6 protein-coding genes are annotated in these 7,355 nt (G+C 28.3%); all 6 read right to left on the reverse strand.

All coding sequences use genetic code 11. The features are described from left to right. Positions 1 to 85 precede the first annotated feature (85 nt). On the reverse strand, positions 86 to 934 hold the full coding sequence (locus tag B3N22_RS12340; RefSeq protein WP_286907522.1) for a zinc ribbon domain-containing protein: 849 nt from the start codon (positions 932 to 934) through the stop codon (positions 86 to 88). A gap of 129 nt (positions 935 to 1,063) precedes the next feature. Then, positions 1,064 to 3,100 (reverse strand): TcaA NTF2-like domain-containing protein, encoded by a 2,037-nt coding sequence (locus B3N22_RS12345; protein WP_286907524.1) that lies wholly within the window; start codon positions 3,098 to 3,100, stop codon positions 1,064 to 1,066. 1,433 nt (positions 3,101 to 4,533) lie between these two features. Next, a complete protein-coding gene (locus B3N22_RS12350; RefSeq protein ID WP_286907526.1) occupies positions 4,534 to 5,013 on the reverse strand; it encodes a retron system putative HNH endonuclease in 480 nt (159 codons plus the stop codon). Next, positions 4,979 to 6,055 (reverse strand): AAA family ATPase, encoded by a 1,077-nt coding sequence (locus B3N22_RS12355; protein ID WP_286907528.1) that lies wholly within the window; start codon positions 6,053 to 6,055, stop codon positions 4,979 to 4,981. Before B3N22_RS12355 ends, B3N22_RS12350 begins: the two co-directional genes overlap by 35 nt. 255 nt (positions 6,056 to 6,310) lie before the next feature. After that, positions 6,311 to 6,661 carry a P-loop NTPase family protein gene (locus B3N22_RS12360; protein WP_286907530.1) on the reverse strand — a complete coding sequence of 117 codons (351 nt, stop codon included), beginning with the start codon at positions 6,659 to 6,661 and terminating at the stop codon, positions 6,311 to 6,313. A gap of 222 nt (positions 6,662 to 6,883) precedes the next feature. Beyond that, positions 6,884 to 7,231 carry a GNAT family N-acetyltransferase gene (locus B3N22_RS12365; protein ID WP_286907532.1) on the reverse strand — a complete coding sequence of 116 codons (348 nt, stop codon included), beginning with the start codon at positions 7,229 to 7,231 and terminating at the stop codon, positions 6,884 to 6,886. Positions 7,232 to 7,355: the final 124 nt, after the last annotated feature.

The following is a 7,355-nucleotide window of genomic DNA, read 5'->3' on the forward strand; positions in this document are numbered from 1 at the left end:
CATATCTCACTTTACACTATCGATATTATTAAACTCACAAAAGTAGGTCAAGAATTAAGATATTCCTGACCTACTTTCATGGATATTACAAGAAACTCCCTACTGAATCTATCATATTTTTTATTTGTAAGAATGATGATTCTATATACTTCGTTACATATAATGATAAAATAATTGAAATTAAAATAAATATAATACTCATTAAGATAAACACCTTATCATTTGTCTCTTCACTTACCTGACTAATTCCACTAAATAGTGTAATAAATGATAATATATATCCTGAGAATACTATAAACATTCCCAAAAATATACTTATCATTGTAGCTAAACTAGCTAGAGCTCCAGATAACACCAATGGTATATATGACATAACCGCTATAAATAGTATATCTTCTGTTCTTATTTTATTTTTTAATATTACTATATTAAGTATTAATAAAATTATAGCTGTCACTATAATAATTATTAATAATTGTCCTGCGGCTTTTAAAAATATATCCTTATTGTCAATTAATGCATCTATTTTACTCTTAAAACTTAATACCTCATCTGACATTAAAATTTCACTTTTAGCTTGTGCAAGTTCTAATTGTGATATTAAGCCTGCCTTTGCTAAAATGTCAGGTAATTTCTTGAACATACTAAATATTGCACTTATTACTGATGATGTATAGATTATGTTTATGATTCCATAAATTATTGGTAAAACTACAAGTAAAATAATAGATGGTTTTACTACATCTTTATCCTTGAATTCGCTGAAAAATGATAGTGGTTTAGTAAAATATGTTTTTATAAGCTTTATTAAATCGCCACTATTTACTGTTTTTATTATATTATTATTACTACTTCCCCCATCTGTCGGTTGTCCACAACCTCCACAAAATCTGTCTCCTTCTTCCATTTGATTTCCGCAATTTTTACAAAACATTATTTTCCCCCTCGTAAAGTGTTACTATCTACATTATCTGTAATAATACAATTAATTTATATATATTTTCACAGTATTTCAATTTTACTATGATTTACCTTAATAGTAAATATAGAAAAACATTTATTTCTAATAATTTATAGTTGATATAACTTTATATAAATCTGCAAAATTAAGGATCTTCCATTTTCCATCAGATTGCTTCTTAACCTCATATTTTCCTTCCAAAACTCTCATGTGTAAGGGGTCATCATGATTTTGTACTTCATAAGTCTCTCTTGTAGTTACAATACACGTATTAGCATCTTTAAATTCTTTGTTTATTATTTCATGTGAAAGCAATTTTTCCTGTATATCCTTCATAATATATGGCTTAACTTCTTTTTCAACTCCACCACCAGGAACTAGGTAACTTTCAACATAAGAATAATCATGATTGTTTATTGCATTAACATAATTCTTTAAGTAATTTCCAATCAATCCTGATATCTCATCAGTACTATTCACTTCAGATTGAGTTGAAACTAAAAGTCTTGGAGTAAATGCATAGCTTGTCCCTCCACCTTCTTTACGTGTTTGAATATCAATTTTTAAAGTTCTCTCTCCTACCATATCGCTTCCCTGAGCTTCATATTCAAGAAGATACATTTCTTTGTTTTTCTTATAAATTTTATCATAAATATTTGACATATCTGATATATCATTTATTTGCTTATACAATCCATTTGTACTTGTTGCTATATTCTGTAGCTTTGCATTATCTAGACCACTTCCAATACCTATAATAAATATTGGTACATTATATCTCTTTGCTACTTGAATTACTTCATCTGGTGTAACTTTACTAAAGTTATCTTGTCCATCAGTAAATGCCATTACACATTTTGCACCATTTTGTACTGCTGTAGTATTGACTGCTGCAAAAAGAGCATCATATAATGCTGTTTGATCACCAGTTTTAAGGTTAGATATTTCACGTCTCAAAAGTTCTTTGTTATCAGTAAATGTTGCACAAGTCCGTACACCACTAGAAAATGCAGTTAACTCTACCTTATCTTCTTTGTTAAATTGTACTTGTTCTAAAAAATTTGTCATTATATACTTAGCTTTATCTATAGGTCCATTTTCCATGCTACCACTTACATCTGCTACCATATTAATATTTAGTCCCTCTTGTTGATCTAATTGTGTAACCTTTTGAATGGTCTGTTTTAAAAACTTATTATTACTAGCATCTTTCTCAGATACATAAAAGAAACCAGGATCTAAATTTTTAGGAACTACTTTTGTATTCTTATCCTCTATTGAAAGATATACTTTAATCTTTGGAAAACTGTTAAAATCTATTTGATTAACAGATACAGTATAATTATCATAACTATAATTAATTGATGTAAGAAGATCATTCCACTCGGTTAACACATTCCTTGCACTAATAAATTTATTATCTTTTATATAAGTTGTTACTTTTTCTTCATAACTTTTTATATTTTCAAGTTCATCTGGATATGCTTTATAGGTATCTTTCGCCTTTGTTTCGTTAAGCATATTATCTATAATTGAGCTATTATCAGTTTGTAACTTGGTTTTAAGATTTTCAGTATCAGCTAATAACACCTCTATTTTCTCGTAGTTCTTTTCTTCTTTTTGCTCAAAAAGTCTAGCTTTTATTTTATCAATTTCTGCCTTATTGTTGTCTACGATATATTCATCAAAAGATGCTAATGTAGACTCAATTTCTTTTAAGATAGATTCTGTATCTTTAGTTGGATTCATAATAAAAAATATACTCAATAATGCTATCGCCAAAGCAGAAGCTGCTATTACTAAAATCTTTTTAGATGGCTTCTTTTTAGTTTCAGGAATGTCATCTATGTCACTTGTTTCATTATCTTTAAGTGATGAAAGTTGAGTGTTATTAATTGTTCCATCAATAAGTTTATTGTTTTTTGTTGAATCTTTCTGCTCATTTATATCGTCAAATTTTTCTTCTTTATTTGGCTCATCTTGTGTATTTTCATTGCTTTCAATATTTTCAATAAAATTATCTACTCCCTCAACAATATAATTTGTAGATTCTGATTCAATTGGAGATACCTCCTCCCCACAACTAGCACAAAACTTTGCATTTGATTTAAGCTCTTTTCCACAGTTGCCACAATACAAATTATTCTCCCCCTATTCATTGATAATCAAGTTGAAATTTACTTTTTCTACATATTTATAGTTATTATAAGTTCTATTATTTTAATCCCTAGAAATTATATACTAAATTTAATATCTAAGTAACGCTTATTTTGTCGAATTTGCTTTTATTTTTAAACTTTTGTTAATTTATTATATAAGTTCACTTCTCTACATAAATTTCAAATTCCAATAGAATGTTACAAATTCATCTCTTTGTTCCTAAGAATTAAATCTCAGATATGCCACCTAAATTTTATAGGATGCTCCTCCCCGTAACCCCTCTTTGGATCTTATATATATGTCTCCCTTTGGTCGAAAATAGCTAGTCCAAAGGCATAAATTTATAATATAGTTCAAAAAGTTCTTTATTACTAACCCTTAGATTTTAATAGTAATCTATCTATTGTCTATTTAAGAGAACTATTTGAACTAATCTTGAAGAGGAAACTTTGGACAACCTTATCAGCTGATACTCTATAGCTCCTCTCTGTTGGTCCAGCAGATAATCTAATCCAAAGTAAAAAATCCGCTAAGGCGTAATACGGTCAAAATATTCTTTCTAATTGGTATCTAATAAACATATTTATATTATCTATTATTTTCAATACATACAAGAGAATCCTTTGACCTTAGTACCGAAGAGGAAACTTTGGACAAGCAGATATTTGTCCTATAGGGTATTCCTTAAAGGATACAAAAATAAGCTTGTCCAAAGAAAGAGAGAAAATAAATGGCTTGTACTACTCTTTTTATTAACATTGTTATGATCATACGTTCTATTAATGCACATGTATAGTTCTTTAGATATTGTATTACTATATGTTATCTTACTAGTATATACAGTATTATATATTCTGGCACTTTAACTGCCACCCACAGCAAAATTACACGAAAAGAAAAAGAAGGCTATAATTGCTTTTATTAAAGAAACTATAACCTTTATATATATAATTTATATATTGTAAATATTAAAAATGACTCTAATGAATCTGAACTTCACTTCTACAGCAATAATGGTTACAAACTTAATAGTGCAAACTTATTCTCTTTTGAAACCCTATAAGTCTGTGTGTCAATCACTTGCCCTACAGCATATAGAGCTTTATCTGTGGAATCTTCAGATATTTTTGAATATCTTTGCTTCTGTCATATGATTTATTGGTTGAAATTTGAGAGTTTTAACTGAGACTGGATGTTTGAAAATTAAGAGTCTATTTCTTATGAATTAGAATATGTTAGAAATGAATGCTTCATCACCTTAATCGTAAGGTAAAGAGCACTGATTATACCACTACTAAAAAAACACTCTATAACATATTCCTGTGTTACAGAGTGTTAATATTCTTAACATTTCCTATTTATTAATACATCCGCAGGACATTCTTATCTCCTTACCCTCTTATCCCCTAAACTTACAGCTCCATATATAATCTAATCAAGTTTGGAAAATTATGACCATCATCTAAAAAGAACTGTAAATACTCGTTATATTCCTCATAATTTTCTCTATAAACCTCTAATATATCTATTAAAGCTTTTCTGGCCTCTTTTAATTCATAGCTATTTAAATTTAATGTATCTATTGTGTACCTTGCTCTTAAATACTCATGGCTATTTTCATCAATACTTTTGGGTATTATTTCCCCATTAGCAATACTATAATATAGATATTCCTTGGGATCATCTATAACTGGATTTATAAACTTGTCATCATAATTATTCTTTTTATTAATTCCACAACTATTCTTTTCATTACAGGAAACTATAATATTATCATAAGTTTGAAATTCTTTAGGGAACAAATCTCTTGGCCTTATATGTTCTATATGACCATCATCATTAGTATATATTCTCTTTTCACAATAAGCGCAATATTTTTCCATAGGTTTCATTTAATTTATCATTATCTATTAACCTAATACCATTGTTATCTTTTTTCATTACTCTTAACTCATTAGCTGTTATATTTCCAATTACATGTGGTGAATGAGTAGCTATAATTAACTGATTATTATTTCCAATACTTTTATACACATCAATTATCTTGCTCTGCCACTCTGGATGAAGTGATATTTCGGGCTCATCAATTAATATTATGGAGTTATTAACTTCTAAGAATTTTAGGGCCAATGCTCTTAAAAATAATTGTTTTTCTCCTGAGGATAAACCAGTAATATCAAATTCTTTCCCTAATCCATTTCTAAATATAGGTTTAGTTTCACTTGTTTCAGATAAACCTACCAATTTTATATCTAAATTCATAATAGAAAATATACTATTTATATCATCACAAACTTTATCTATAACTTCTCCTATAGTCTTATTTCTATTTTTGAATATTTCTTTATTTATTTTTGTAGCAATAAATGATGGTATGTTTTGAGTCATATTTTGATCTACTATATTTTGAAAATCCGGAGTAAAATTTAATGTATTATCCACCTTGTTAATCTTTTCAAAATTAATTTCTGTTGGCATATATACAACTTTAGGATAAGTAGGCTCATATTCAAATCCATAAGCAAACTCTGGACTTAACATTCCAATTTCATCCTTCTCTAACTTCACTGTAGATGTATATAAATCAGGAGTCAACTCTACTTTATCCTCTCCCACTTCTTTATATCCACGTTCATCGATTTCAAATGAATCATAAATACATTTTAATAAAGTAGTTTTACCAGAACCATTTTCACCAATAACAACAATAGTATCTAATATCTTTCCCTTATTATCTTTAAACTCTATCTCTAAATCATTAAATACTTCATGATTATTAAACTTTATTTTTTCTAATTTCATATAATCACACCATTCCTTGATTTCTTCTTTTCTTTCTAAACTCAATAAAGTTCTCTTTTTCTTTACTTCCATACTATTATGATATGTTACATTGCATAATTTCTCAACAAAAACTGTTGTATCTCCTAACATTAATCCTTTCTATCCTCATTCTAAAATATACATATTCATATTTTAGAATTAAAAGCAGCTTATCAAATTTTTGTTAATCCTTCACCCATAAAATTATTTGTAAATTTTAGAATTTGTAGAATATAGATAGATATATTTTTCTCTAGATATCTATCTAGCTATATAACTATATATAGTGTTTATGCGGCTTCAGAGCATTTTGCTGATAAAATAGTTTGACTTACAGTAATCTTAATTTATTTCATTTTTTTATTCTCATAATTGTTGCAATAGCTCTCGTACTTGCTTCCTGCTTTTTAATATAATTATTTTAACATCGTTTGCACTTTGTAGCATATCATAATAACGCTTTCTGTTATTTTTGTTAAAATTCCAAACGGACTTTAAAAACTCAAATTTCTTCATATTAAACTTTTCAGGACAATATCCCCCCATGTCAGTACGACTTTTACCATAACATTTTATCACTCGTTTTATTACACCATAAACACACTTTAGTCTAGAAAAATCCATGTAAATAACAGTATCGCAATATTTTAATCTAAATGGTATAGTGCGACCAATATTTCCATCTATAATCCATTTAGGCTTTGTGATTTCTTGCACCAATAACTCATCAAATTCATCTGTGGTCGCAGTTTGCCAATTATCTCTCCAATACAATACATCAAGATGAATTAAAGGCAAATTTAATTTATCAGATAATTCCTTTGCAAATGTAGTTTTTCCTCAACCATTCCCACCTATAATAATTATTCGCTCCAAAGCCCCTCACCTCACCTAATATACATAGCCCCGTCTTTTTATCCGAAACAATACACCCTACAGTTATAATAGTTTCTTCAATATGTGTAACTTAATATTATCTGGAAACCCCTCAATTTCTCCACAAACAATATACCCATTTTTCTGATAAAAACATGGAGCTTGGAAAGAGTAAGTTGTAAGATGAGCCAATAGGCATCCATCTTCTTTAGCTTCATTTTCTATTTCATTAAGTAATTGAGAAGCGATGCTTTGCCCTCTATAAGCTTCGCTAACCCATAGCACTTCTATTTCAAGCGATGAAAGATATGTAGAACCTGCTATACCGCCTATAATAATGCCGTTTTCATTACGAGCGACCTTCATTATCTCAATATCTGGCTCTTTTAGCTTTCCTTTTGTTTTATCCATGTTATACTTCAACAAACCCTTTATACGCACGGTCAATGTCGTCAACTTAGCATAGTATAAATAATAAAATTACGCATAAATAAAAAAAATTAAGCTATTTACATTAAAAAATGGTATAATTAAT

This window comes from Clostridium sp. UBA1652 (genome assembly GCF_002320975.1).
In the GTDB taxonomy this organism is placed as follows: domain Bacteria; phylum Bacillota; class Clostridia; order Clostridiales; family Clostridiaceae; genus Clostridium_T; species Clostridium_T intestinale.